Origin of the sequence: Gelidibacter salicanalis (genome assembly GCF_007997285.1) — a bacterium.
Lineage (GTDB): Bacteria > Bacteroidota > Bacteroidia > Flavobacteriales > Flavobacteriaceae > Gelidibacter > Gelidibacter salicanalis.
Genome location: NZ_VORX01000003.1, coordinates 425,193 through 450,003 on the forward strand (window position 1 = coordinate 425,193; position 24,811 = coordinate 450,003).

A 24,811-nucleotide genomic window follows, 5' to 3' on the forward strand; every position below is an offset into this window, starting at 1 on the left:
TATTAAGAAAGTCGCAGGAAATAAGTCGCAATTTATAAGGATTTGGCTTTTTGGAACGGGGCATGGGTATAGCAATGTCAAACTTAGAATTGAATTGGGATAAGACGTTTTATTATGGCGTGTAGATATAAAGTTCTATATACTTTCCCACTAAAGTTTCTTTAATGCATAATTGATAATAAGAGGAATAAACCAAAAATTAAGGACTTACATACTATGCTGATTCTTCCTTCCACTATACTCCATCTACAAAATAGTTTTGTTTACCTGGTCCATTTAAGCAAAAAATAGGAAGCTTTGCAACAGCAGAAATTTATTTTTTTAAGGAATTAATATTAAATGGCATAATATCCACAATACATTGATTGGAAGCATAAGATTATATATGAAGCGTTTATAAAACCTAGCATTGAATGATTAATAGAAAAGCTGTTGAAAGAAAGTATACTTAAAATATTAAATAGACTTGGTGTTAAAAGCGCCCGTACAAAAACCATAGTTGAAAATGTTTCAATTTCGTTTTTCTACAAAGGCGGTAGTATTCTTGCTAATTTATTATTAGTGCCACTCACCATCAATTATTTAGATACTACAAATTATGGAATCTGGCTCATAATTACCTCGTTTATCTCATGGTTTACCTTTTTTGATATTGGATTGGGCCATGGGTTGAGAAATAAATTTACAGAAGCTAAGGCAAATCATAATATGCAATTGGCCAAGGCCTATATAAGTACTACATACTTTTCCATTACCATTATTAGCGCTTTTCTATTTATAGTATTTTATATTACGAACCACTTTATAGATTGGTCAAAAGTTTTCAATACAGATCCGGGTTTAGCATCTAATTTATCTGTAATAATGCTGATTGTGTTTGGATGTTTTTCAATTCAATTTGTGGTAAAGCTGATAACTACAATTTATATAGCGGATCAACGACCGGCTATGCAGGGACTCATTGACCTGTTGACGCAAGTTTTATTGGTAACTTCTGTTTTTGTCTTGACTACATTTTTAGTTCATCGCTGCTGATATTTTCAACGGTGTTCTCAATTATTCCTTTGTTATTGCTTGTGGTATTTAACCTCTACGCTTTCAACACCATATATAAGGATTTAAAGCCCAATTTTAGACTCTTTAAATTAACTTACGTCAAAGACATCATGGGCTTGGGCATGAAGTTTTTTGTCATTCAAATTGCCGCCATCGTATTATATACCACGGATAATTTAATCATCACCCAATTGTTTACACCGGCAGATATCATCCCCTATAATGTGGCTTTTAAATACTTTAGTATCGTTACCATGGGGTTTTCTATCATCGTGACGCCCTTTTGGTCTGCAATTACTGATGCATACGCCAAAAATGATATTCTATGGATCAGAAATTCGATGTCCAATCTCATTAAAATATCCTTCCTATTTTCAATTGTAGCAGTTATTATGGTGTTTTTAGCGCAATGGATATATGTGTTATGGGTAGGGGAGGAAATTATAATCTCACAACGCCTTTCTATATTTATGGCGATATTTGTAGTGACGACTTTATTAACTCAACCTTTTGTGTTTTTTATAAACGGAACGGGTAAAGTTAACATCCAACTAGTTTTAGGTTTATTTACGGCAATTATCAATATTCCGCTTTCAATATATTTTGCCAGAAACCTAAATTTAGGTGTTTCAGGAGTCATTTTGGCCACTATTGTTGCAAATGTTATGGCATTGGTTGTGTACCCAATTTATTATAAAAAAACAATCAGAAAACTAGGCTTTGAGTAAATATAATATATTAATCATCTCTTCTTCAGATATCAATACGGCTTCTGGTATCCTAACATATGACTTGCATAAGCCGTTATCAGAAGAGCATCATTCTGAAATTCTAACCCGACATACAAAAATTAAAGAGCAGGGAATAGTCTCCTACGATTCACTTCTCGAATGGATATTGAAAGGTGTAAAAAACAAAGTGATTCGGACTTTTTTCAATAAAAACAAGATAAAAACGGATCCTAATTACTATTTTTTTGATGTAGACCAAAACAAAAGCCTTGTCGATTTAGATAAGGTGGTCAGAAAAATAAAAAAACCAGATATCATAATTGCCTATTTTATGGGCGGTTTTTTCACGCTTAAAGATTTATACAATTTACAACTTAAATACAATAGAGTTCCCGTTTATCTCGTCATGGCAGATATGGTACATATTACCGGAGGGTGTCATTATGCGTGGGATTGCTCAGGCTATAAGTATGATTGTTCAGGTTGTCCGGCAATTATAGAAGAAAAGCACAAACATTATGCGCAAGATAATTTGACATTAAACAAAGAGTTGATTGACCAGATGGACATTAATTTAATTGCTCTTTCATCTCAAGATTATAATTACGCACAGCAAATCACCCTATTTAAGAATAAAAACGTTTTTTTTGTTCTTGGCGGTATTAACCTTAATGTGTTCAACTATAAAAACGCTCAGCTCCAGTTAAAAAAACAGCATGGTATCCCCATTAATGATTTTGTCATCTTATTTGGTGCAGTAACCTTAGGAGAAAAAAGAAAAGGGGTCAAATTCTTTATTGAAGCCATTAATCAGTTAAGTCAAACTATAAAAGACGGTGAGATTACCATCGTTTCCATTGGAAATGGTAAACTTGAAGATGTTTTGCCCGATACCAAATTCAATATGGTTAACTTAGGTTACATTGCTGATTATGGGAAACTATCGGAGATATATAATCTGGCAGATGTATTTGTTACAACCACCATACAAGATTCAGGACCCATGATGGTCAACCAATCTATTGGTTGTGGCACACCCGTAGTTTGTTTTGATATTGGGGTAGCTAGAGATATTGTAATTAATGGAAAAACCGGATTTAGAGCCGAATTGTATAACGCACAACAAATAGCAGAAGGAATAAACTATTTTTACGAATTGGAAGTGGAAGACATGAAGATTGTGAGAGAAAGTTGCGTGGTATTGGCACAAGAAACATATGCGCGCGAAGTATCCGCTAATGCTATTTTGAAAATTATAAACAACCATGAGCTCACCAGTTAAGTATTTAGAATGGGATAGCCGGTTTTTTAATTTTCCGGTATATAAAATAACTGTCACTAATGGACTTGATTTTGAGAAAACACTTTCCCAAACTGAGGACAGCCAGGTTTTATATTATGTTTTCAGTGATAGCATCATCACTAATGATAACATTTTAAGTAAGTACAATGGCAAATTGGTCGATGAAAAAGTGATACTGAATAAAACGGGGCTCCAATTTAAAGATACATTCAAAAATCCAATAGAAGAGTACCGTGAGCACACTCCAAATGATGATTTATATCAGTTGGCAAAAATAAGTGGTGAGTATTCCAGATACAAAACAGATGACAGGTTGCCTAGTTATACTTTTGATAGAATGTATAATTTATGGATTGAGAATTCGTGTAAGAATGATGACTGTATAATTTATATTTGCAGACAAGATCAAAGAATAGTTGGATTTATTACCTTGGAAATAGGGAGCAATTCAGGAACAATTGGCCTTATTGCTGTACACGATAGTATGCACGGCAAAGGCATAGGCTATGAGCTGATGCGTAAAGCTGAAAATCATTTGGTAGGGTTAGGAATAGATACTATTTTGGTAGCAACCCAGAGAAGCAACGAAAATGCACTTAATTTTTATAGGAGGTTAGAGTATGGGGTTAAGACAGTATCCAATATTTATCATTTTTTAATAAACACTGACAACATTGAAAATTCCCTTTAACAAACCATACCTCACTGGTAAAGAAACCTTTTACATTCAAGATGCTGTGTATTCAGGTCATTTATCTGGCAATGGAAAGTACACAAAGAAGTGTCAAAAATTTTTTGAAGAAAAATACGGGTTTAAGAAAGCATTACTAACTACGTCCTGTACAGATGCCTTAGAAATGTGCGCCATGTTGCTAGACATTAAAGAGGGCGATGAGGTGATTATGCCATCATATACGTTTGTTTCTACGGCCTTAGCATTTGTCAGACAAGGCGCAAAAATTGTATTTGTAGACTCCTGTAAATCACAACCAAATATGGATGCTGACGCCATAGAGGCTCTCATTACCAGCAAAACCAAAGCTATTGTTCCCGTTCATTACGCCGGTGTTTCTGTAGATATGGATAAGATTATGCAATTGGCAAATAAATACAATTTATACGTAGTAGAAGATGCAGCCCAAGGAATTGATTCTTATTATAAAAATAAGCCCTTGGGTGGCATTGGTCATCTGGGAACATTTTCGTTTCATGAAACTAAAAATGTGATTGCGGGAGAAGGGGGGCTACTAATAATCAATGATGACAAATTTGTAGAAAGAGCCGAGATCTTATGGGAAAAAGGTACCAATAGAGCATCCTTTTTTAGAGGTGAAATTAATAAATATGGCTGGGTAGATACTGGATCATCTTTTCTGCCTTCAGAGCTAACCGCAGCATTTTTGTTTGCTCAACTTGAAAACATAGAAGCAATACAAAGGAAACGAATCTCTAACTGGCATCAGTATTATAACGGTTTGAAGGGTTTAGAACAAGACCATAAACTAAGGTTGCCTGTAGTAACGGAGAATGCTACAAATAACGGGCATATGTTCTACATAGTTTGCAATTCAGAGAATGAAAGAGCGCAACTAATTGAACATTTAAAAGAAGAACAAATTTATGCGGTATTTCATTACCTAAGTTTACATAACAGCCCTTATTATCAGAGTATTCATGGACAAAGAGAACTCCCTTTAAGTGATTATTATTCAAATCATCTTTTGAGATTGCCTATGTATTATGAGTTGTCAGAAGATGCTATTCTTAAGATTGTAGATAGGATTAAGGAGTTTTATGATAAACCAATTAGTATAAACGGTTAGTTGTTAAAAGTATAAAAAAGATATAATGTAAATATTTTTTAAGCTTATATTAATTGTTAGATAAAAAATTATTTATTACAAGACTATGAAATTCTCTATAATAACGTCTACATTTAATTCTGAAAAAACTTTAAAAAACACCATTGAATCGGTTTTAAATCAAACGATTAAAAACTTCGAGTATGTTATTATAGATGGAAATTCTACTGATAATACTGTTAATATCATACAATCCTACGAAGATGAATTTCAGTTAAATGGAATAAAATATCAATGGTTGTCTGAGTCAGATACAGGAATATATAATGCATGGAATAAGGCCTTGAAACGATGTGATGGAGATTGGGTGGTTTTTATAGGATCAGACGATTACTTTAAAGGACCTAAGACTTTAGAAACAATGCTTCCCTATTTAAACAATGCGGAAAGAAATGAAATCAATTTTGTATATGGAAAAATAGAACATATTAAGGATGATGGTAGGTTAGTGGAAATATCTGGAAAACCATGGGAACTTCAAAAAGAAAGATTTAGCTATATTATGAACATCGGTCATAGCGGTTCCTTTCATAGTAAATTATTGTTTAAGAAGAATGGCAATTTTAATGACACGTTTCAAATTACGGGAGATTATGAATTTTTGTTAAGAGAATTTAAAAATGCAGAAAACAATGCTCTATTCGTTGATGAAATTGTATTGGTTATGAGAGAGGGAGGAATTAGTGCCAACTTAAAAAATAGAATTAAGGTTGTAAGGGAATCAAAAAAAGCTAGAAAATTAAATGGAATCACTTCTTTTTCTAAAGAATTGACAGTTTGGGAAATTAGAGTATTGGTCATAACATTTTTCTATAAAGTTTTCGGACATTCCTTTGCTACTAATCTAGCTGATTTATATAGGCGAATTTTAGGTAAAGAAAAGAGATGGAGTAATTAATTATGGATATAAATTGGTATGGATTTTCTTTAGTTATATGTTCTTTAATATGGGTAGGCTTATATAAAAAAGTACGTTTTGTAGAATTATTTGTATTCTTTATACCGTTCAATTCAACCGCAGTATTATACATTAAAGGCACTCCAGTCAGTCTTCCATTAGTTTTATTTTGTTTTGCGTTTTCTTCTTTCTTACTGAAATCTATACTGAACTCTAGAATCAGTTATCCTAAAGCCTCAAGAATAAGCATTAGGTGGTTGCTTGTAATCGGTTTGGTGGTAGTATTGTCCGAAATAATGCCATTCATTATCAATGGGAGTTATAAAGTTTTAGACCGATATAATTCTTTAGTCTTTTATGCTAAGGAAATACCTTTGGTTCCAAACATTCAATGGATAACACAAATGTTGTATTTCATAATTGGGTTATTAGTTGTTTTTTTAATTACAGTCAGTTATAAGACGATGCTGGAAATAAAAACATTTCTTAAATTCTTTATTTCAGGAATTATTTTTATGATATGTTGGGGTTGGTTTGAGATCTTTTGTTTTTTTATTGATGTAGATTATCCTTATTATATATTTGATCATATCGGCATGTCAAAACAAGGATCTTTGATTGGCGACTATGGTTTTCCAAGAATGATAAGCGTGACTTTTGAGGCATCCTATCTGGCACAATTATTAATTCCGGCAATACCTTTCTTTTATTGGTCAGCTCAAGAACATCAAAAAATTGTGTTTTCAACACTTTTTAATAAAATTTTTTATATCATTTCAACTTTGACACTTATCGTTGCCCAAACATCAACCGGAATTTTAGGTTTTCTAATTACTACAGGCTTGCTATTAAAAAATAGAATGCAACGATTTTCAAAAAGAATCCGAATTTTATTGGTTTTATTATTCATCATCCTATGCGTAATAGCTTTGTTTTTTGCTATTATAATAGTGTTGGAGAAATCAAATGAATATTCAGGAATTGAAAGGTTAAAAACAGTGACTCTTGGGTTTAAGTACTTTTTAGATTATCCACTTTTAGGATTGGGATGGGGAGTTTTTCCTACCTATGATTTATTAATAAATTTACTTGCTAATTTTGGTCTATTGGGAACAATACCTTTTTTAATACTATTAAGAAATATTTATTATCGATTTCTTAAGTTAATTAAATTAAATGATAAAAATAAGCATATCTATAAAGCAGGATTGGAGAGTTTTATTTTAATCCTTGTAGTATCCCAATTATCTGGGTTTATTTACCATTCACAATATTTTTGGATGTATCTAGGTCTCGCAATAAGTATTTCAAGTATATCATCTGACAAATTAGCTGTAAAATGAGATTTTCAATAATAATTGCTACTTTAAATAGAGCAGAAGAACTTCTGGTGATGTTAAAATCTTTAAAGCAGCAGCAGTTTAATGATTTTGAGGTTATTGTTGTTGATCAAAATAAAGAGAACTTTCTTGAAACAACTGTTCTTGAATTTAGGCCATATATGACAATACATCATATAAGAACTCTGGCCAAGGGTGTTTCATATGCTCGAAATATAGGTTTAAAGGCTGCAAAAGGAGAAATCATCACTTTTCCTGATGATGATTGTGAATATCCTAGCGATTTATTGTTTCTAATTAATGATCATTTTATTGCCAATTCAGAAGACGGTATAGTTATTAATACTATGGATAAAAATGATGGTAAAGCCATTGCGAATCTAGCTTCAAAAGAAATTGCTATTGAAAGAGACAATGTTTTAAAAACGGTGATTGAAGCTGGCATTTTTATAAAATCAAAACTATCTCAGGGAGTTTTTTTTAATGAAGATCTGGGGGTTGGTTCCCCCTCTGGGTATTGGTCTGATGAAGGTCCCGATTTTGTTCTAAAACTATTACAAAAAGGAGCTAAAATGAAATTTTACCCTGATTTCAAAATGTATCATCCCAACCCAGTTAAAGTGTATAATGATAAAACTTCACTAAGAGCCTACAATTACGGTAAAGGGAGAGGTTATTTTTTGAAAATTAACAATTTCGGCATTCCTCAAATAGGATATTATTTGTTCCTATATAGCCTGGGCATGGCTAAAGGCATAGTATTTTTTAACCAAAAAATGTTCGAATATTTTAAAAATGGATTTAAAGGAAGGTATGAAGGTTACTTTTACTCAAAGCAATAGCGCTAATAAGTTCTTAGAGATAATTTTATTTTTTTCGGCATTAAGCATCCCATTTTCTTACGCCTTTAATAGTATCGCCATAGGTGCATTGTTTCTATGTTCTTTTATATGGTTTGAAAAAAGCAATTATACCTCTCTACTCAAAAATGGATTTCAAGTTCATGTGCTGTTCTTGATTTATTTTTTAATTCAATTTTTTGGCGTCTTTTACTCAGATGATGTAAACTTAGGATTCAACTATTTAATACAAAATATTGTGTTTTTATTGGTGCCTATAACTTTCATCAATTTATCGAAGGTTTTAAATTATAAAAAAGTTAAATTGGGTATTTACGGCTTTGCTCTAGGTGTTTTAGTTATTATAACGAGTATCTATATTAACATTTTTGTTAAAATGGTTTCTCAGCAGTTGGATTTTAAAGAGTTACTCGTACATTTTGTGCGAGAAAATTTTGTCCAAGAAGGTTTGGTGCATATCCATCCACCATATTTTGGACTTATGGTAGTGTTCGCTTTAGTTGTCGTACTAAAAACCACCTTTCATAAAAACATTCTTTTAAATGGCGTCTTAAAATATTTTATTTCAGCCTATTTAATTGCTGCACTCTATGGAATTTCTTCTTTTATGTCTATAATTTTAGTGGTGTTATTATTTCTCCTTTATATTTTTTTCTTGGTAGTATCTAAAAGATGGAAGGTGGTGGTGTCCATTATTTTGCCAATTTTACTATTATTAATTATTGCTGGAAGCTTTATTAACACCTCACTTGTTAATAAATTCCCTGGTGAGAGTTTGCTCGGAAGAATTGAGTGGAGCTTCATTAAAGGAAAGGGAGATACCTCTAGACCTGAAAATTGGAGAAGTGTCTTAGTCGTGGTAAAGGATAATCCTTTTATAGGCGTAGGTACTTATGGCGGATTAAATTATTTACAAGAACAGAGGAGTAAGACCAGCGAGTCCTTTATAAATGAACACAACGCGCATAACCAATACCTAGAAACGCTCTTAAGACATGGAATAATTGGATTGATCGTATTTCTTTTAATGATCTATTGCCTTTCAGTTAAGGCACTGAAATCAAGAGATATTATCTTTTGCTCCTTTATATTAGTATTTACTGTCTCTTCAATCACAGAATCTTATTTAATGAGGCAGATCGGTTTAACTTTTTTCGTCTTTTTCGCTTTATTGTATGGGACATTCTATAATTTTGGTGATCCTAAAAAAGCCCTGGAATGAAAAAAGCATTAATTCACGATTGGTATTATGTAAACGGTGGCGCAGAAAAGGTGATTCAATCGTTAAATAATGTTTGGCCAGATTTTGAACATTATGCCTTAATCGACTTTTTGGATGACAAAGAACGGAACAAGATATTTACAGGTAATAACAAAAATGTAAACACGTCTTTCATTCAAAAATTACCCTCTGCTAAATCAAATCATAGGAAGTTTCTTCAACTTTTTCCTCATGCTATTGAGCAATTTGATTTAAGTGCTTACGATATAGTGTTAAGTTCATCTGCGTCCATTGCCAAAGGTGTTCTAACCCATCAAAATCAGCTTCATATTTGCTATTGTCATTCGCCTATGCGTTATGCATGGGATTTGTATCACCACTATTTAAAAGAAGCCAATTTAACAGGTTTGAAGGGTCTTTACGCAAAATACGTATTGCATAACATGAGAACTTGGGATGTAGTGTCTTCAAATAGAGTCGATGTTTTTATTGCCAATTCAAACTTCATCGCTAAACGCATACAGAAAATTTACAATAGAGAGAGCACGGTCATCTATCCTCCCGTAGATGTTGAAAATTTCAGATTAGTCGAGGAAAAAGAGGAGTATTATTTTACCGCCTCAAGGATGGTGCCCTATAAAAAAATCGAACTGATAGTCAGGGCTTTTAATCAAATGCCCAGTAAAAAATTAATTGTTTCTGGAGATGGACCTGAATTTCAAAAAATTAAGAAAACCGCCCATTACAATATAGAATTACTGGGCTTTGTTGAACATGAGCAATTGAAACAGTACTTGGAAAAAGCTAAGGCCTTCGTCTTTGCAGCTGAAGAAGATTTTGGCATTATTCCCGTAGAGGCTCAAGCGTGTGGCACGCCTGTGATAGCTTTTGGGCGGGGTGGAATTTTAGAAACCGTTATTAAAAATGAAACGGGTGTATTTTTTTATAAGCAAGTGCCAGAAGCTATAATTGCGGCGGTTGATGAATTTGAAAAAATGACCTTTAACCACGGCGCAATCCGACAAAATGCCCTCAGATTTTCAAAAGAACGGTTTGAGACGGAAATAAAGGATTTCATTTTAACTAAATATGCAAATTTTAAGGAAGATCGCTTATAAGTTAGCTCATGATGATAATTTTGATGAGATAATTTTAAATTTTACACGTTTAGCACGAGCCAAGTAGATTTTTAGCTGATTTGTGGTAGTGCTATTATGTTATAATCGGACGACTCTTTGTAAAAAATCTATTACTTTCGGGATGTAAAGCTCAATTGATGTATTATAATTGAACCAAATTACGCGGTATAGATTGGCATACCATTACTTTAGTTAAACCTTATGCATACTAACATTGAACTATAAAAAAGGAAGATATTCAGGTTTAATTAGGCCCTTATTTGTGTTGGTCGATTTAATTTTGCTCAATGTTACGGTTGCATTTTTCTCCACAAACATTACCAATACCTATTTCTTTGGCATCTATATTTCGATACTCTGGATCATCTTATCTCTTAAAAATAATTTTTATGAAGTTCAGAGGCACTCTAAACTCATACAAATCATACCTCTAGTATTCAGGCAAATTATCCTTTTTGCCTTTGTGCTCTACGCTTTTATCGGATTCTTTAAACAGCCCATTGTAAGCAGGTTGGCCTTAGGGCAGTATTTCCTAACGGTTTCTCTCCTAATTTTAATCTTTAAAATCCTTAATTTTTACTTATTAAAAAAATACCGCTCTATTTTAAGTGGTAACACGAGACAGGTCATCATTATAGGAATGAACTATAAAACAAGACAATTGGTCAATACCTTTAAAGCCAATTTAGATTTTGGATACCGTTTAAAAGCACAATTCAATGTTTCAGATCCTGATTTTACCCTCGAGAAATGCTTTGCTTACGTCATTGATAATGATATTGATGAAATCTATTTTTCGGTAGCCGAATTGTCCAACCATCAAATTAATCTATTGATAGATTTTGCTGACAATAACTTAAGAGAGCTAAAATTTATTCCCGATAATAGAGACGTTTTTTCTAAAAAATTAAAATACGAATATTACGATTATACGCCCATTCTGTCCATACGATCCATCCCTTTAAAAGAACCGATCAATACATTTCTGAAACGCTTGTTTGATATTCTATTTTCAGTATTTATAATTGTATTTATCCTCTCTTGGCTAACGCCAATCTTGGCGATTTTAATCAAGTTAGAATCCAAAGGTCCAGTGTTTTTCAAACAACCACGTAACGGCTTTAATTATAAAGAATTTGACTGTTATAAATTCAGATCTATGATGCCAAATTCTGATGCGCATTCCAATCAGGCCACCAAAGGTGATCTTCGCATCACGAAAATTGGAAGTTTTTTAAGAAAAACCAGTATTGACGAATTGCCTCAGTTTTTTAATGTACTGTTTGGAGACATGTCCGTGGTTGGTCCGCGTCCGCACATGGTCAGCCATACCAGTGCATTCGCAAAGCGCATTGACAAATTTATGGTCCGTCATTTTGTAAAGCCCGGAATTACGGGATTAGCGCAAATCAGCGGCTTTAGAGGTGAAATAGAAACGGATAAAGATATCATAGGCCGTGTGAAATACGACATCTTCTACATTGAAAATTGGTCTTTACTATTAGATCTAAAAATCATCATTAAAACCTTGCTGAATGCCGTTAAGGGTGAAGACAAGGCTTATTAAAGTTGAGGTGCTAGGACGTCTAATTGTGTATTAAAATCAAAATGGAGTGTTGCCGTCTCTTGAATTTTTGCTTTCAAGCTTGCGTCCAAATCTGACGGAGCTAATTCCGAAAGTATCGAATTGAGATGATTGTAATCTCCTGCACGCGCCACCCAGCCCAGTTGGTGGTCTGTCATAAGGGTTTCACCTTCGCCACCTCCAAAATAAAGCATAGGAAGCCCCAATTTTGCGTATTCAAACAGTTTGGAGGGCACTGACCCGTAAATACGATTTAGGAGCGGAATGACGCCTAAATCGTAGTTTAAAAGCGCGTTGTGTAAAGCATCACGTGACAGTTCGCCGTGATAGGTAACGGGGAGTTTAGGATGGGCTTTGAGGTAAGCTTCAATCTGTCCGCGTTCTGCACCGGCACCGTAAATATGAAATTCGACCGTTTTATAGTCCAATTCCTGACAAAGTTTTAAAACGCCCTGAGCTACCCCAAGCAATCCCGCATAAACCATTCTGATTTTAGTAGAGGGTGCAGTGATTGAATTGGATTTTGGAGCATCAAAATCCGGAAAGTTTCTATATAGAAACTTGGGTTTGTTGGGGACTATGAATGAGACATGAGTTAATATTTCCTCGCTTTGCCCTAAAAAGACATCGGCCTTCTTATAATTTGCCTGCTCCATACGTTCTAAAAGCGAGTAACTAAAATTCTTTTTTAACGCTCCTAATTCCAGACCCGCTGAAGGCCATAAATCGCTAACATTTAAAATGAGACGTCGTTTTTTGGAGCGAAGAAATGTGCAACAGGTAAATGCTACCAACAGTGGGGGCGATTGCACGATAACCGTTTTAGAAATGTCGTTGAACAAGAAATACCAAATGAGACTCAAACTATAAGATAGCATCGCCAATAACCGTAGAAATTTATTTGTTGAGTTGGAAGCGTAAATCCAAAGTCGATGCACCTTAACCCCACCTTCGTCGGTGGTTTCCTTAAATTTGCCGCGATAGGATTTAAAAATTTTACCAGTAGGGTAATTGGGAAGCGGCGTGACGACCGAGACCTTGAATTGACGGTCGCGTAAGCCTTCCGCCAAATGGTAAATCCGGTTGGATGCCGCGCCAGTTTCAGGGGGATAATAACTTGTAATAATCAGAATATCCTTCATCGCACCCTATAAATTTCCATCAGATGATCGATTATACGTGCTGCAGCTTGTCCGTCCCATAATTCAGGGATTGTACCTTCTTGCCAAGCGCCGGATGCTAATTTTTGAAAAGCAGCGGTTATTTTCTCAGGATCATTTCCAACTAAAACATTGGTGCCAATAGTACAGGTTTCAGGGCGTTCCGTGTTCGCTCTGAAGGTGATACAAGGCACGTGCATCACCGTTGTTTCTTCGGTAATGCCTCCAGAATCGGTGAGGACTGCAAACGCGTTTTTGATCAAATAATTAAATTCCAGATATCCTAAAGGCGTTACATAGTGCAGATTCTCAAATTTTAAATGGAGCGCTTCCAACATTTTTTTAGTTCTCGGGTGTACCGGGAAAATGATGGGATAGGTGGTAGCTAATTCAGAAATTTGAGTAAGTAAAGCCTTGAGTTGATCTTCCTCATCCACATTACTGGGCCGGTGCAAGGTCATCACCATGTATTTTTGAGGTTTTAATTGAAGCGTTTTCCAAATTTCGGGTTGCTTAAATCGGTCCTCATGTTTTAGAAGCGTATCAATCATCACATTCCCAACAAAAAAGATCTGAGCTGTTGACGCGCCAAGATGTTCTAATGTTTTTGAGGCTTGGCGTGATGTGGTAAAAAAATAGTCGGTTAAACTGTCGGTCACGATGCGATTGATTTCTTCAGGCATTGTAAGGTCTCCTGAGCGAATGCCCGCTTCAACATGGGCAACTTTAATACCCGCTTTCTTAGCCACGATGCTGCAAGCCATTGTTGAGGTGACATCGCCCACAACCATAACCAAATCTGTCGGGTGCTCAGCTAAAACCTTTTCAAACCCAATCATTATGGCGGCCGTTTGCTCCGCTTGGGTGCCGCTTTTGACGTTTAGATTGATATCTGGTAACGGAATGTTTAAGTCTTCAAAAAACGTAGCGCTTAAATTTTGATCATAATGCTGACCCGTATGTACCAATTGGTAGTGGAGATTTACACCCGCTAATTGTTTCTTTTGAATAGCCTCAATAATGGGCGCTATCTTCATGAAATTTGGCCTTGCACCGGCGACGATAGTTATAATCATGTGTGTTGTAATAAAGACGAAAATTGTTTCAATTTTCCTGATGTTGACCTTTTCAACTGATCTTGACGTTCAAAAAGAAGCCGTAAACCTTTTTCAAGATAATGTTCCATTTCTTTTGTGATCAGATTAATGTGTTGGTTTGATAGTGTTTCCCTGCTAACATAAATAATCTTAAAGGTTTGCAAGTCTAATTGTTCAATAATAAATTCCTTAACATGGCCGTCATCTTCAATGATACTCTTGGTAATATAATAAAAAGTGAGTCCCGCGGCTTTTTTTCCGCTTGGTAATATAGCAAGATCATTAGAACGCCCGATTAATTTTTGAAGTTGAGGTGTTTTTAGTGTGCTTTCTTTAGATAACACCCCAATATCTCCAATATCGTAGCGGACAAAGGGATGCGCCTTATTGTATAGTGAGGTAATCACTATTCGACCTTCTTCACCATAGGGCAACACCTGCCCCTGAGGGTCAACAATTTCCACATAAAGGGTTTCGCTATTCACAATCCATTCTTTCTTTTTATTTTGGAAAGCAATCACATCCAATTCCGATGCGCCGTACTCATTGATGATCGGCACACCAAATTGGTATTCCATCAAGCGTTGATCTTCTGCAAACAGCATTTCCGAAGTTACCACACAAGCTTTTAGAGTAGGGCAGTAGTTAGTTAAAATGATGTTTTTTTGGCGGAGGAATTTTGCAAATTGAACAATGGCACTGGTATAGCCATTGATATAATCAAAAGCCGTGGTTTTAAATTTTTCCAAATGCTTTGCGAATGCAGTGTCGCTTAAATCAAAAACTGAAAATCGGTGTCTTTTGCTCAACACATCCTTAAAGCGTTCTTTGTAATATCCTTTGGTGTCTAGAGGAATCCCGTAAAAACGCGCTTGAATTGAGGTGTTAAAATCGAGCTCATGCCACCCAAATCGGTCTTGAATCACGCTCCAGGTCAGAGCATGGCAAAACTTATCTTTAGCAAACACAAAAGGATCTCCAGAAGAACCTGATGTATTGTTGACGTAAACATTTTTTTCAATGAACCCGGTTGATAATCTGTTGACCAAAGGCTGTTGCAAATCGGTTTTGGTCATGATTGGAACCGCATCCCACGCTCGATAGTGGTCTTGCTTAAAAATAGTTTTATAATACGGATTATACTTAAGATGATAGGTAACAATCTGTTCTCGTTGTTGCTCCAAATACTTTTGATACGCCAGTTCATCGAGACCTTGGATAGTCAACAACACGTCTTGCGCTTCCTTTAGTGGAAACCCATTCATTTTTAAGGAAAGATCAAATATTTTCACCTTGCTGTGCGTATTGCTCACCTGTAAAGTAAAGAAAATAATTACACTCTGCCTGACATTTCGTTTACAACAATTTTTGGGTTTCTAATTTGATGCGTGTAGTTGCCCGAGGTGATTTTAAATTTTTTGAAGATCCTCGAGTGCTTTATACTTTTCAGAAGCATCTATATTTTATACTTGAAAAATTATAGTTTTCATGGCATAAACTATATTTTTGCAGCAAACAACACGAACATGACCATTTTAATTCTCGGTTCCGGTGGAAGGGAACATACCTTTGCTTGGAAACTTGTCCAAAGTCCATTATGTCAAAAATTATACGTAGCTCCAGGAAACTCTGGAACGGCGGAAATCGCTGAAAATATCAACCTTAACGTGACTGATTTTGCTGGGATTAAATCCTTGGTTTTAGAAAAGCAAATCGATATGGTGGTTGTTGGACCAGAAGATCCATTAGTTTTAGGTATGCACGATTTCTTTTTAAACGATCCCGAACTTAAACATGTTTCGGTGATTGGCCCTCAAAAAGCTGCTGCACAATTGGAAGGCAGTAAAGAGTTCGCCAAAGAATTCTTGTTTCGTCATAACATACCAACCGCTGCATACCAAAGTTTTGATGCCGGCTCATTAGAAGCTGGATACGCCTTTTTGGAAACGTTAAATCCCCCGTATGTTTTAAAAGCCGACGGGTTAGCGGCCGGAAAAGGCGTATTGATATTAAATAATCTTGATGAGGCTAAAGCGGAACTTAAAAGTATGTTGGTAGATGCCAAATTTGGTGCCGCGAGTACCAAAGTGGTGGTGGAAGAATTTTTAGACGGCATAGAGTTGAGCTGTTTTGTGTTGACGGATGGAAAAAACTATCAAATATTACCAACGGCAAAAGATTACAAACGTATTGGCGAAGGTGATACCGGTTTAAATACAGGAGGAATGGGAGCTGTGTCGCCTGTGCCTTTTGCCACGGCATCGTTTTTAAATAAAATTGAAGAACAGGTTGTAAAACCAACGGTTGCGGGACTTCAAAAGGATGGATTGGATTATAAAGGATTTATTTTTATCGGAATTATCAAAGTGGGGGATGACCCAAAAGTGATTGAATATAATGTGCGGATGGGAGACCCGGAGACGGAAGTGGTCTTGCCGCGACTTAAAAATGATCTTGTTGAAATATTTCAGGCCATTGCCAACCAAACTTTAGATACTATCACTATAGATATTGATGAGCGCGCGGCTACCACGGTCATGTTAGTTTCTGGAGGTTACCCTGAAGCCTATGAAAAAGGCATGGAAATTACTGGTTTAGAGCACTTAACTGACGTGATCCCTTTTCATGCTGGCGCTGTGATACAAGAAGGCAAGATCGTGACTTTTGGTGGTCGCGTCATGGCGATTACTTCCTTTGGAAATACGTACCAAGAGGCCATAAAAAAATCTTATCAAAATATAGAAAAACTACATTTTGATAAGATGTATTACCGTAAGGATATCGGTTTTGATTTATAAATACGAATGTGATGAGATGCTCTTGTCCTCTTCGTTATTGTCATTGTAGCCTTTTAATTGCAACATCCAATATACAAATGCCACAATGCCTATAATGATAAATAGCCAAGAAAAGATGTTGGCCAACCACCAACTGCTAAGCTCTAATTCTCTTAAAGCATCAAAAGGCAAAAAAAGAACGTTTACAAACAAGTCTCCAATGCCATTAAAAAAATCTTTCATGATAATAAATATTATATTTACCCCACAAAATTACACTTTTTTTATTTGAAAAGATTCATAAATTCCTGACGAATTTTATTTTCATTCAAGTTTAAGATCCAGCAATGAACCCAGAACAGAGCTCAAAATGATTTCAAGTTTTTTTAGCAAAGCAAAACCTATTCATTTGCTTGTAGTGAGCGCACTGCTTCTGGTTGTATTTACCATTGCCAAATTCTCAGCCCTCAGTCAGCCTCTATCTCTAGAGCTTATTTTTAAGCAAACGTTTCTATTTGGAGTGTCTCTGGCCTCACTTTTTGTACTCGATTTTTTTGTCAGCAAAAACAATTTGACTAAAAAGAACAGTTATAAAATTTTAATGTTTGGGCTATTCGTGGCAGTGCTGCCAGAAACTTTGCTCAACTCCAAATTGCTGCTCGCCAACTTATTTATTTTATTAGCATTGAGGCGCTTGTTAAGTATTAGAACGCGGAAAGAAATAAAGAAGAAACTTTTTGATGGCGCATTTTGGATCAGTATAGCCACGCTTTTGTTTTTTTGGGCCTCTTTATTCTATATTCTGATTTTGATGGCCTTGCTGCTTTTTTCTATAATTGACGTAAAAAATTGGATCATTCCAATCATGGGGATTCTGTGTATCTCAATTATCGCAGCGTCCTATATGATAGTTATGGACAACGATTTTGAAGCTTCTCTCAACGGGTTTTTTGACTTTAGTTTTGATTTTACACCATTAAATTCCAAACGGATAATTATTGCGGCAACGCTTTTATTGTCCTATGGTGCTTGGGCGTCATTTTACTATTTGAGGAATTTAAAATACCAATTAAAAAGTAACCGACCATCGTTTATCATCGTCATTATCTCCTCGCTGATTGCTTTGTTAATCATCTTGGTGTCGCCATTTAAGGACGGAAGTGAATTTATCTTCTTATTTGCGCCACTCGCCATTATTATGTCCAATTATCTTGAAATCATTCCAGAACGTTGGTTCAAGGAAAGCTTGATTATGGGTTTAATAGTGGTGTCAATCGTGAATTTAATGTTGTAATTTTTCACCAAAGGCCAAATCGCCAGCATCACCCAACCCTGGCATGATATAGCCTTTTTCATTCAGATTAGGATCTATAGTTGCTATCCATAAATGCGTGTCCTGGTCAAAATGCTTACTGATGTATGCGATGCCTTCCTGAGCACCAATCACACAGGCTAAATGAACATCTTTAGGCTTGCCAAAAGGCTTTAAGGCCTCAAAAGTGGCTACTAAAGACTGTCCGGTGGCCAACATAGGATCGGCTAAAATCAGGGTTTTATTTTCTAAATTAGGACAGGCTAGATATTCTACGATGATTTCAAAACTATCGGGCTTTTTTTGATGTTGTCTGTAGGCAGAAATAAAGGCATTTTGGGCATTGTCAAAATAAGTCAATAATCCGTTATGCAAAGGAACGCCAGCCCTTAAAATGGAGCACAGCACAATTTCATTATCCATGACGTTCATTTCGCACATGCCTAAAGGTGTTTGTATTTGCGAAGGTTTATAATTTAAAACCTTACTGATTTCATAGCCTAAAATTTCCCCAATCCGTTCAATATTTCGTCTAAAGCGCATGCTGTCTTTTTGAACGGTGACGTCTCTCATTTCTGAAATAAACGTGTTTAAAATCGAATTGCTTTCTGTTAAGTTGTGAATGTGCATAAGGCTTAAACTGTATTTTGAGTCGTAAAGTTAACTAAAATAGAAGTATATTTACGTCTTAAAATTATCAGACTATGTTTACTGCAAAAGCCAATGAAATTTTCCAAAAAGTCATCGACACCTATCACTTAAAAAACACGGTAGATCAGCCTTTTGAAAATATTTATGAAGAAGATAAACAGTTAATAGAGCATTTATTATTCAGAAAATGTTGGATTGATACGGTGCAATGGCATTATGAAGACATTATCAGAGATCCGAATATTGATCCGGTTGCTGCCTTAAAATTGAAACGCCAAATTGACGCTTCCAATCAGGATAGAACGGATATGGTAGAATATATTGACAGTTATTTTTTGAATACCTACAGCGAGGTTCAACCAAAATCTGATGCCACAATTAATACTGAAAGCCCTGCATGGGCCATTGATAGACTGTCTATTTTGGCCTTAAAAATTTACCACATGAATGAAGAAGTTGAGCGCCGTGACGCTTCTTCGTCACATAAACTCAACTGTGAAACAAAACTAAACGTGCTTCTTGAGCAACGTAAAGATTTGAGTCAAGCTATTGATGATTTATTGGTAGATATTAAACAAGGCGCTAAATACATGAAGGTGTACAAGCAAATGAAAATGTACAATGATGATGAACTCAACCCAGTCTTAAGAGGTCAGAAATAAGGTTCATTTAAAGGTCATTTTTAATTATTATAGGCACGCTGAATTTCGATGTCAGTCTGAAGGGCAACATTATGTCACAACCACCAAAACACATCCTCGTCATCCGACTCTCAGCTATGGGAGACGTGGCGATGACCGTTCCTGTTTTAAGAGCTTTTAGGGCACTATACCCGGAGATAAAAATCACCGTTTTGACCAGAGGGTTTTACAAACCTTTTTTTCGTGATTTGGAGAATGTGAATGTCTTTGAGGCGGATTTGAAGAACAAACACAGCGGTTTTTTCGGACTCTTGGATCTGTCAAAAGAACTGCGCCTTTTAGGCATTGATGCCGTAGCCGATTTGCACAATGTACTCAGAACTAAAATCCTTAAAGTTTTTCTCCTAGATTTAAAACCCATCCAAATAGACAAGGGTCGTTCTGAAAAGAAAGCTTTGGTGAAAGGTGAAATTTTTGAACAGCTAAAAACCACGCACCAACGTTATATGGAAGTGTTTGAAAAGTTGGGCGTCCCGATTATAGAGGCACAACCCCAGTTTCCGAAGCGCTCTATATTGAGCAGCAACATACGCGATATGGTTGGCAGCGATATTAAAAAATGGATTGGCATTGCGCCATTTGCCGCCCATAAAAGTAAAATGTATCCCTTGCCTTTAATGGCGGAAGTTGTGAAAGCGCTTTCCCACGAGTACACCGTGCTGTTATTTGGAGGTAAAGAGGATGCTGAGTATTTAAATACCCTACAAGGATCACAGGTGCATGTCATTGCCGGAAAATTAAGTTTAGATGCAGAATTAGACGTCATCTCTAATTTAGACGTTATGCTCTCCATGGATTCAGGAAATGCGCACATGGCGGCCATGATGGGCATTAAAGTGGTGACGCTCTGGGGCGTTACACATCCGTATGCCGGTTTTTATCCTTTTCATCAAGATCTTGATTTTGCATTATTGGCAGATCGATCAAAATTTCCTAAGATTCCCACGTCCGTTTACGGTAATAAATTTCCTGAAGGGTACGAAAATTCTATGGCCAGCATTCGTCCTGAAGAAGTTGTAGAGAAGGTAAAACAAGTCATAAAAAAACCCTACTAAAAAAGTAGGGCTGATTTTAATGCCTTATTAATAGATATCCTTATAGCAACATTTAAATCGTTTATAAAAATATCAGTTTATAGCAATTATTCGGTGCTCAAATGAAAATAATTTTAATTTTTCGACGAATTAAAATTTTTCAGGGTTAAAGGGTTCTGTTCTTTCTCGATTTCAAAATAATTTTTTGATGATCATAAAATCTAAACTGGAAATAGACAAATCCATTTAAAGCGAAAGTCAATATGAGATTCTCGATCTCATACCTGGCTTTCAAACAGTTTTTTAATAACCGAGATTATATGGGTGATTTCAATTAAAATGATCGTTGTTTATCCGTTAGTGGCTAGCAAGTCTTGATTCTCGATAGCTATCGGGACTAGAAGCGCAGCGGTCTAGATTTAAATATCATCATAATCAATACTGACGTTAGGGGTCAATGGATGGGCTTGACAGGTCAGGATTAAGCCATCAGCCACTTCACCATCGGTTAAAATATTATTTTGACGCATTTTAACTTCACCTTCAGTGACTCTAGCTAAACAACTACTACAAATACCACCTTGGCATGAATAAGGAGCATCTAAGTCTTTATCTAAAGCAGCTTCAAGAATAGTTTGTTTTTGAGACATCTCAAAAGTCGTGGTTTCATCATCTAACACCACCGTGATTTTCGTCTGACCTTCCGGAAGAGTTGCGGTGTCGCGTTCTGTAGGTTTAGCGGCTTTAAACAATTCAAAATAAACACGCTCTCTTGGGGTATGGTGCTCTGCAAGGACGTCTTTAACCGTATGGATCATGGCTTCAGGGCCGCATAAATAGAAGGCATCAATAGTCAAATCTTTATGCTTATTCTTTAAGATGAGGTTGACCGTGCTTTTTTCAATCCGTCCAAAAATAGAATCCCCTTCTTGCGCTTGACTAAACACAAATTGAATGGATAAGCGTTTGCTGTATTGGTGTTGCAGTTCTAGCAATTCCTTTAAAAACATGGTATCGTCCGTAGTTTTGTTACCATAGACCAACACAACATTACTCAATACTTCCTCTTCCAAAGCGCATTTAATAATGCTTAAAATTGGCGTGATTCCACTTCCTGCAGCAAACAACGCAATGTGTTTTACCATGGCATCATTAGGTTGAAAAGTGAAATGCCCTCTTGGAGGTGCCACTTCCATAGGATCTCCAACTTTTAACTGGGTGTTGGCAAAGGCCGAAAATGTGCCGCCTACGACTTCTTTTACGGCAATTTTTAGTTCGCCACTTTTAGGGGAAGAACACAACGAATAATCGCGTCTTACTTCTACGCCATCAAGCTTGGTTTTTAAAGTGATGTATTGCCCTGCCTTAAAGGTGTAAGTTTCCTTTAATTGGTCTGGAACTTCAAAGCTAATGGTAATCGCCTTTGAAGTAATTTGCTCAATATTTTTTATGGTGAGTGTATGAAATTCTGCCATGTTCTAAATTTTTTTCAAAAGTAACGAATGCTTATAATAAATGCCACTTCTGTAACAAAATAATAAGAAATGAAAGCGCCTATAAAAAGGACTTTGCATCAAATATTTTCAGTTTTTCACATTTATTTGTAACAAAAAGTGTAGTACTATTACCAATATTTAAACCACAACTTAAAGTGTATGCTCAAATATTTTATTAGCCTCGAGTGGAAATCCTTTATCAGATCGGCGTCTTTTAAGACCAATCTATTTTTAAAAATCATGATGGTCATAGGAGCGCTATGGCTTATTGGTTCCTTCCTGTTACTCGGGTTTGGTGCGTATTTTATAATTGAAGAGCATTTAAAAATGGAGCCTTTTGAAGTGGTTAATAAGGCCCTGCTTTATTATATAGTTTTTGATTCGGCGTTTCGGTATTTTCTACAAAAAATGCCGGTTATGAATATTAAACCATTGATGTATCTACCCATTAAAAGAAATGCCATCGTGAATTTTGCTATTGGGAAAACTATGATTTCATTTTTTAACCTGCTTCATGCCTTTTTCTTTATACCGTTTTCCATCGTACTCATAATGCAAGGGTTTCCGGCCATCCAAGTGATCGCTTGGTATTTGGCCATTTTAGGGTTGGTGTTCTGCAACAATTTCATTAACATTTTCATCAATAATAAAGACACGGTATTTTATGCGGTGGTAGGAGTCGTTGTGGTGCTGATAGGCTTGCAATATTTTGGTGTTTTTGATCTCACATCTTATACCGCACCAGTATTTAAAGCCTTTTATGCCATTCCGTATCTCGCCATCATCCCCATTATTTTAGCTGTTGTATTCTATAAACTGGCCTTTACCTATTTCAAAAAGAACTTGTATTTAGATGCGGGACTTTCTTCCAAACATGATACTGCCGCTACAGAAGATTATTCTTGGTTGGATAGATTTGGCAGTTTATCAACATTTCTCAAAAACGATATCAAATTGTTAAAACGTAACAAACGTTCTAAAATGACCATGTTTATGAGTGTGGTTTTCATTTTTTACGGCTTACTATTCTTTACTAATGCGGTGGAAGCTTATGACGGACCATTCTGGCGCATATTTGCGGGTATTTTTGTTTCTGGCGGATTTCTATTCACCTTCGGACAATTTGTGCCGAGCTGGGATAGCGCGTACTACCCTTTAATGATGAGTCAGAACATTCGCTATAAGGCATACTTGGAGTCCAAATGGTATTTGATGGTTTTTGCCACGCTCATCTCAACTGTGGTGGCTGTATTTTATCTGTATTGGGGCTGGCAGGCGTATGCCGCTGTTGTGGTAGGCGCTGCTTATAATATTGGCGTCAACAGTCATTTGGTGCTTTTGGGAGGCGCCTATATAAAAACACCAATCGATTTAACCACAAGTAAAAAAGCCTTCGGAGACAAGCAGGCCTTTAATGCAAAAACCATGCTATTGACCATTCCAAAGTTGCTGTTACCAATGGGGATCTACGCTGCCGGACATTTCACCTTAGGAGAAGGATTTGGTTTTGCCTTGGTCGCTATTTTCGGATTGGCCGGATTATTATTTAAAAACAAAGTATTTTCTCTTATAGAAAAAATCTATAAATCAGAAAAATATAAAACATTAGCCGCTTACAAACAAAACAATTAGTCATGATAACAGTATCCAATCTCTCAAAAAAATACAACGCTGATCCGGTTTTAAATATCGAATCTCTAGACATATCGAAAGGTCAAAGTTTTGGACTCGTGGGCAATAACGGCGCCGGAAAAACAACCTTTTTTAGTTTGTTGCTCGATTTGATTCAACCCACTACAGGATATATCAAAAGCAAGGATATACAAGTCAATGAAAGTGAAGACTGGAAGCCCTACACGTCAGCTTATATTGACGAGTCGTTTTTAATAGGTTATTTAACCCCAGAGGAATACTTCTATTTTATCGGCGAGTTGCGCGGACGCAATAAAGCGGATGTCGATGCACTTTTACTCCAATTCTCTGATTTTTTCCATGGTGAAATTCTCAATCAGAAAAAGTATTTGCGCGATTTAAGTAAGGGTAATCAAAAGAAAGTAGGCATTGTAGCGGCGCTTATCGGAAACCCGGAAATCATCATATTAGATGAGCCTTTTGCCAATTTAGATCCCACCACCCAAATCAGACTTAAGCAGATCATTAAAAATTTGGCGGAACAGCAAGGCGTCACGGTGTTGGTATCGAGTCATGATTTAATGCACGTTACTGAAGTGTGTGAACGGATTGTAGTGTTAGAGAAAGGTCAGGTGATTAAAGATTTAGCTACAAGCGCTGCAACACTTAAAGAATTGGAAGTGCATTTTGCCGGTACTGAGGTATTGTAAATATTAAAATTTTTATAAGAGTAAAATATTCAGATCACCTACAAATCTCAGAAGACTTTTCACGTTCATAAAACCTGAAAGATCTTCTTAATATAAAGAGGTAAAGGTTTGTAGCGGTTCCAACGCAAATTCTCCACCGGAAAAGTCCTTCTCTTTTATCTCGAAAATTCAAAAAGATGCTTATTTTTACCGCGTTGCATAATATTTACAGCATTTTTCAAGTTATCTGATACTCAAACCAAACC

Annotated in this window: 23 protein-coding genes; 17 read left to right on the forward strand and 6 right to left on the reverse strand. The window is 35.9% G+C overall.

Features of this window, described 5'->3' with window-relative positions; genetic code table 11:
• Positions 1–432: 432 nt before the first annotated feature.
• From ES711_RS08065 to ES711_RS08115, 11 genes are all read left to right on the forward strand, one after another.
• Positions 433–1,035 carry a lipopolysaccharide biosynthesis protein gene (locus ES711_RS08065; protein WP_146892423.1) on the forward strand — a complete coding sequence of 201 codons (603 nt, stop codon included), beginning with the start codon at positions 433–435 and terminating at the stop codon, positions 1,033–1,035.
• A gap of 11 nt (positions 1,036–1,046) precedes the next feature.
• Entirely contained in the window at positions 1,047–1,784 is a 738-nt protein-coding gene (locus ES711_RS08070; protein ID WP_146892425.1) for a lipopolysaccharide biosynthesis protein, read from the forward strand.
• Positions 1,777–3,069: a glycosyltransferase gene (locus ES711_RS08075; RefSeq protein WP_146892427.1), complete on the forward strand. Its 1,293-nt coding sequence runs from the start codon at positions 1,777–1,779 to the stop codon at positions 3,067–3,069. Before ES711_RS08070 ends, ES711_RS08075 begins: the two co-directional genes overlap by 8 nt.
• Positions 3,053–3,781 (forward strand): GNAT family N-acetyltransferase, encoded by a 729-nt coding sequence (locus tag ES711_RS08080; protein ID WP_146892429.1) that lies wholly within the window; start codon positions 3,053–3,055, stop codon positions 3,779–3,781. The genes ES711_RS08075 and ES711_RS08080 overlap by 17 nt, the downstream gene beginning before the upstream one ends.
• On the forward strand, positions 3,765–4,913 hold the full coding sequence (gene rffA / locus ES711_RS08085; protein WP_146892431.1) for a dTDP-4-amino-4,6-dideoxygalactose transaminase: 1,149 nt from the start codon (positions 3,765–3,767) through the stop codon (positions 4,911–4,913). The genes ES711_RS08080 and rffA overlap by 17 nt, the downstream gene beginning before the upstream one ends.
• Positions 4,914–4,998: 85 nt before the next feature.
• Entirely contained in the window at positions 4,999–5,850 is an 852-nt protein-coding gene (locus tag ES711_RS08090; protein WP_146892433.1) for a glycosyltransferase family 2 protein, read from the forward strand.
• A gap of 2 nt (positions 5,851–5,852) precedes the next feature.
• A complete protein-coding gene (locus ES711_RS08095) occupies positions 5,853–7,193 on the forward strand; it encodes an O-antigen ligase family protein (protein ID WP_146892435.1) in 1,341 nt (446 codons plus the stop codon).
• Positions 7,190–8,032: a glycosyltransferase family 2 protein gene (locus ES711_RS08100; RefSeq protein WP_146892437.1), complete on the forward strand. Its 843-nt coding sequence runs from the start codon at positions 7,190–7,192 to the stop codon at positions 8,030–8,032. The genes ES711_RS08095 and ES711_RS08100 overlap by 4 nt, the downstream gene beginning before the upstream one ends.
• On the forward strand, positions 7,986–9,272 hold the full coding sequence (locus ES711_RS08105) for an O-antigen ligase family protein (protein WP_146892439.1): 1,287 nt from the start codon (positions 7,986–7,988) through the stop codon (positions 9,270–9,272). Before ES711_RS08100 ends, ES711_RS08105 begins: the two co-directional genes overlap by 47 nt.
• Positions 9,269–10,390: a glycosyltransferase family 4 protein gene (locus ES711_RS08110; protein ID WP_146892441.1), complete on the forward strand. Its 1,122-nt coding sequence runs from the start codon at positions 9,269–9,271 to the stop codon at positions 10,388–10,390. Before ES711_RS08105 ends, ES711_RS08110 begins: the two co-directional genes overlap by 4 nt.
• Before the next feature lie 235 nt (positions 10,391–10,625).
• On the forward strand, positions 10,626–11,978 hold the full coding sequence (locus tag ES711_RS08115; protein WP_146892443.1) for an undecaprenyl-phosphate glucose phosphotransferase: 1,353 nt from the start codon (positions 10,626–10,628) through the stop codon (positions 11,976–11,978).
• Here the strand turns inward: ES711_RS08115 and ES711_RS08120 are convergent.
• The 3 genes from ES711_RS08120 to ES711_RS08130 are packed head-to-tail and all read right to left on the reverse strand — an operon-like array spanning position 11,975 to position 15,545.
• Positions 11,975–13,138: a glycosyltransferase family 4 protein gene (locus tag ES711_RS08120; RefSeq protein WP_146892445.1), complete on the reverse strand. Its 1,164-nt coding sequence runs from the start codon at positions 13,136–13,138 to the stop codon at positions 11,975–11,977. The genes ES711_RS08115 and ES711_RS08120 overlap by 4 nt on opposite strands.
• A complete protein-coding gene (gene wecB, locus ES711_RS08125; RefSeq protein ID WP_146892447.1) occupies positions 13,135–14,232 on the reverse strand; it encodes a non-hydrolyzing UDP-N-acetylglucosamine 2-epimerase in 1,098 nt (365 codons plus the stop codon). Before wecB ends, ES711_RS08120 begins: the two co-directional genes overlap by 4 nt.
• Positions 14,229–15,545 (reverse strand): phenylacetate--CoA ligase family protein, encoded by a 1,317-nt coding sequence (locus ES711_RS08130; RefSeq protein ID WP_146892449.1) that lies wholly within the window; start codon positions 15,543–15,545, stop codon positions 14,229–14,231. Before ES711_RS08130 ends, wecB begins: the two co-directional genes overlap by 4 nt.
• Positions 15,546–15,779: 234 nt before the next feature.
• Here ES711_RS08130 and purD point away from each other — a divergent pair, with 234 nt between their 5' ends.
• Positions 15,780–17,051, forward strand: coding sequence for a phosphoribosylamine--glycine ligase (gene purD, locus ES711_RS08135; protein WP_146892451.1), 1,272 nt, complete (start codon positions 15,780–15,782; stop codon positions 17,049–17,051).
• On the opposite strand, the gene ES711_RS08140 is transcribed toward purD, so the two are convergent.
• Positions 17,046–17,273, reverse strand: coding sequence for a DUF6341 family protein (locus tag ES711_RS08140; RefSeq protein ID WP_146892453.1), 228 nt, complete (start codon positions 17,271–17,273; stop codon positions 17,046–17,048). The genes purD and ES711_RS08140 overlap by 6 nt on opposite strands.
• Before the next feature lie 127 nt (positions 17,274–17,400).
• Here ES711_RS08140 and ES711_RS08145 point away from each other — a divergent pair, with 127 nt between their 5' ends.
• Entirely contained in the window at positions 17,401–18,324 is a 924-nt protein-coding gene (locus ES711_RS08145; RefSeq protein ID WP_146892455.1) for a DUF6427 family protein, read from the forward strand.
• Here ES711_RS08145 and upp read toward each other — a convergent pair.
• On the reverse strand, positions 18,313–18,972 hold the full coding sequence (gene upp, locus ES711_RS08150; protein ID WP_146892457.1) for a uracil phosphoribosyltransferase: 660 nt from the start codon (positions 18,970–18,972) through the stop codon (positions 18,313–18,315). The genes ES711_RS08145 and upp overlap by 12 nt on opposite strands.
• Before the next feature lie 74 nt (positions 18,973–19,046).
• Here upp and ES711_RS08155 point away from each other — a divergent pair, with 74 nt between their 5' ends.
• Complete coding sequence (locus tag ES711_RS08155; RefSeq protein ID WP_146892459.1) at positions 19,047–19,655, forward strand: DUF4254 domain-containing protein; 609 nt, start codon at positions 19,047–19,049, stop codon at positions 19,653–19,655.
• A gap of 71 nt (positions 19,656–19,726) precedes the next feature.
• Positions 19,727–20,749, forward strand: coding sequence for a glycosyltransferase family 9 protein (locus tag ES711_RS08160; protein WP_246139148.1), 1,023 nt, complete (start codon positions 19,727–19,729; stop codon positions 20,747–20,749).
• A gap of 398 nt (positions 20,750–21,147) precedes the next feature.
• Here the strand turns inward: ES711_RS08160 and ES711_RS08165 are convergent, their stop codons facing one another.
• The gene (locus tag ES711_RS08165; protein WP_146892460.1) at positions 21,148–22,203 is read right to left on the reverse strand and encodes a ferredoxin--NADP reductase; all 1,056 of its coding nucleotides are present in this window, start codon (positions 22,201–22,203) and stop codon (positions 21,148–21,150) included.
• Positions 22,204–22,383: 180 nt separating this feature from the next.
• On the opposite strand from ES711_RS08165, the gene ES711_RS08170 reads away from it, so the two are divergent.
• Both ES711_RS08170 and ES711_RS08175 read left to right on the forward strand, forming a co-directional pair.
• A complete protein-coding gene (locus ES711_RS08170) occupies positions 22,384–23,856 on the forward strand; it encodes a DUF5687 family protein (protein ID WP_146892462.1) in 1,473 nt (490 codons plus the stop codon).
• 2 nt (positions 23,857–23,858) lie between these two features.
• Positions 23,859–24,566 carry an ABC transporter ATP-binding protein gene (locus ES711_RS08175; RefSeq protein ID WP_146892464.1) on the forward strand — a complete coding sequence of 236 codons (708 nt, stop codon included), beginning with the start codon at positions 23,859–23,861 and terminating at the stop codon, positions 24,564–24,566.
• The last annotated feature ends 245 nt before the right edge of the window (positions 24,567–24,811 follow it).